This window comes from Psychrobacillus sp. FJAT-21963 (genome assembly GCF_001420585.1).
Taxonomy (GTDB): domain Bacteria; phylum Bacillota; class Bacilli; order Bacillales_A; family Planococcaceae; genus Psychrobacillus.
In genome coordinates this window covers 1-2,975 of the sequence record NZ_LJIY01000018.1, presented here as the reverse complement: position 1 = coordinate 2,975, position 2,975 = coordinate 1, and the positions used below count along the sequence as shown (strand labels likewise).

Here is a 2,975-nt window from a genome sequence, read left to right as displayed (position 1 = left end):
AAGATGTTTAAAACTATGAAATACGGGGCATAGTAATAAAGAACACAGCAACATTCTCATTTCCCCCTTTTTAAGGACCATCCAAATTATTTGGATGGTCCTCTTTTTTTGGTACACTATACTTATAAAATATTACTGGGGGAATCAAAGTGGATAATAAACTGAAAATTGGTTTTATTGGAACAGGTGTAATGGGGAAAAGTCTAGTAAAGCATTTATTAAAGGCTGGTCATGAAGTAAATATTTATACGAGAACAAGAGAAAAAGCAGAAGAACTGATTAAGTTAGGATCAACTTGGGCAAGCACTCCATGGGAAATAGCTAGCACTTCACAAATTGTTTTTACAATGGTTGGATACCCATATGATGTAGAGGAAGTATACTTAGGTGAACAAGGGATATTAAGAGCAGATAACAAGGGACTTATTATGATCGATATGACAACTTCAACACCAACACTAGCACAAAAAATAGAAAAAGAGGCGAAAGAAAAAGGAATGCACTCATTAGATGCTCCTGTTTCTGGAGGAGATGTAGGAGCGCAATTAGGTAAGCTTTCTATTATGTGCGGTGGAGAAAGAGCTACGTTCGAAAAAGTACTACCTGTTTTAAGCTTATTTGGGGAAACAGTAATATACCAAGGCCCTTCTGGTGCTGGTCAGCATACAAAAATGTGTAATCAAATTACAATCGCTACAGGCATGATTGGGGTTTGTGAAGCACTCGCTTATGGTAAAAAAGCTGGTTTGGATTTAGAAGAAGTTTTACGATCCATTTCAACGGGAGCAGCAGGATCGTGGTCATTAAGCAATTTAGCGCCAAGAATGATTGCGGAGAATTTTGAACCTGGATTCTATATTAAACATTTTGTAAAAGATATGAAGATTGCATTAGATGAAGCAGAAAAAATGAATCTACAGCTTCCTGGATTGCAACTTGCGAAGTCTATGTATGAAGAAATAGTCGAACAAGGCTATGAAAATAATGGTACTCATACTTTAATAAAAGCGTACATTTGATATCAAATTTTTAATAAGGCCAAACTTCTTCTTCATATAGAGAATTAAAATAATACAAATGGTATAGGAACTATTAACTACTCTATGGTACAATCTATTTAAAGATTTGTAGATGAAGGGACGAGTCATATGAATGAGCAAAAAGGTATTTTACTTGAAAGTGGAACGAATGAATTAGAAATCGTTGAGTTTCAAGTTGGTTCAAATAAGTTTGGTATAAACGTTATTAAAGTTAAGGAAATTATTCAGCCAATCCAAGTTACTTTTATACCTCATGCACACCCACATGTGGAGGGCATTGTGCAATTACGAGGAGAGGTTCTTCCAGTTGTAAGTATGGCAAAGGTTCTAGCATTGCCTGTAGGACCTAAAAATGAACAGGAAAAATATATAGTGGCGGAGTTTAACAAACAAAGAGTTGTTTTTCATGTCGATAATGTGACACAGATTCATCGTATATCTTGGAACCAAATAGAAAAACCTTCGGATATATATCAAGGTAGCGCTTCTCATGTGATTGGGGTAATTAAGCGAAATGAGGAAATGATTCTATTGCTTGATTTTGAACGAATCATCGTAGATATTAATCCAGAATCAGGAATTAATGTAGAATCAGTAAAAAAACTTGGAAATCGTGAACGTTCTAATAAGAAAATTGTAGTTGCAGAAGATTCACCGCTTCTAAGAAAGTTATTGAATGACACATTAAGTGAAGCAGGTTACGTAAACATTGAATTTTTTGAAAATGGAATAGACACGCTTGCTTATTTAGAAAGCTTGGAAAAAGTATCACCAGATGTATCGGAGCATGTTCAATTAGTTGTCACGGATATAGAAATGCCCCAAATGGATGGACATACCTTAACAAGAAAAATTAAAGAAAACAGTAATTTAGGTAAGCTTCCTGTTTTAATATTCTCTAGTTTAATTACCGATGATCTCCGCCATAAAGGGGACCAAGTAGGTGCTGAAGATCAAATTAGTAAACCGGAAATAGCAGAATTAGTTCTAAAAATAGATCAATTTATATTATAAAAAGGATAAGTAGATTATACATATCTAATTGCTTTCCATCAGGTGCTGCAGCTTATATCCATTTTGTAAGTGTAATAGTACCTTAAATTAAATACAACAATAAATACCTATTGCCACAAAAAAGCTAGCATGTTTACCATGCTAGCTTATTATGTATAATTGCAAGATTTCATTATTATTGATCTAAATAAGATTTTGATGGTTTCTTAAAAGTATTTGCATATTTGTTAGGATATAAAGGAATTCGATTAGAGGTTTTTTTTATGTCTTTTATAGACTGAGGTCCTATATATTCCGTTAGTAATTGTTTTGCTAACCGTAAATTCATTTTACGTATTGGATTTCTATAGGTTTCATCAAGATGGCCGAGGTGTGGCAAGTTCTTAAAATCCTCTTTTACTGGAATTACATGAAAATAATAGTCTGCACATTGTATTAATACTGAGGATTGTTGCTGACTGAATCTAGGGTTTCGAACAAAGTGTAGTCCAATTTTTTTTGCCTTGTTTTCGGTTAACATTTTATGGAGTGCTAACTTCTTTAATTCGTATAGCGGCTTGTTGTCAATTGCGGTTTTAGCATGTCGATTAACAGTATAAATAGCTGTAGCGATACGTTTATCATCGGTTGTATTAGTCATAACATCCCTCCTCCGCTTATTCATATAGATACTTTAATCATACCAATTTCCAGTTTAATTGTATACAAAAATCAATGAATATATCATATGAAAATATATCGATTGGTAAATTAAACATAAATAAAAATTGGTCGATAAAATATAGTAAAGTACTTTAAAATACAGAGGGCATATAAATTTTTGATGTATATATTGGAGGATTAAATGAATAATTCAGCAGAAATAGCACTTGCTGTAAAAAATTATATAGTAGATATAATAAATGAAAATTCTTTAATATT

Annotated in this window: 3 protein-coding genes; 2 read left to right on the top strand and 1 reads right to left on the bottom strand. The window is 32.8% G+C overall.

Annotated elements, in window-relative coordinates; genetic code table 11:
* Positions 1–149: 149 nt before the first annotated feature.
* Complete coding sequence (locus AN959_RS20070) at positions 150–1,019, top strand: NAD(P)-dependent oxidoreductase (RefSeq protein ID WP_082461125.1); 870 nt, start codon at positions 150–152, stop codon at positions 1,017–1,019.
* Positions 1,020–1,148: 129 nt separating this feature from the next.
* Positions 1,149–2,054, top strand: coding sequence for a chemotaxis protein (locus AN959_RS20065; RefSeq protein ID WP_056833374.1), 906 nt, complete (start codon positions 1,149–1,151; stop codon positions 2,052–2,054).
* Positions 2,055–2,229: 175 nt separating this feature from the next.
* Here the strand turns inward: AN959_RS20065 and AN959_RS20060 are convergent, their stop codons facing one another.
* Entirely contained in the window at positions 2,230–2,694 is a 465-nt protein-coding gene (locus tag AN959_RS20060) for a YkyB family protein (RefSeq protein WP_082355233.1), read from the bottom strand.
* Positions 2,695–2,975: the final 281 nt, after the last annotated feature.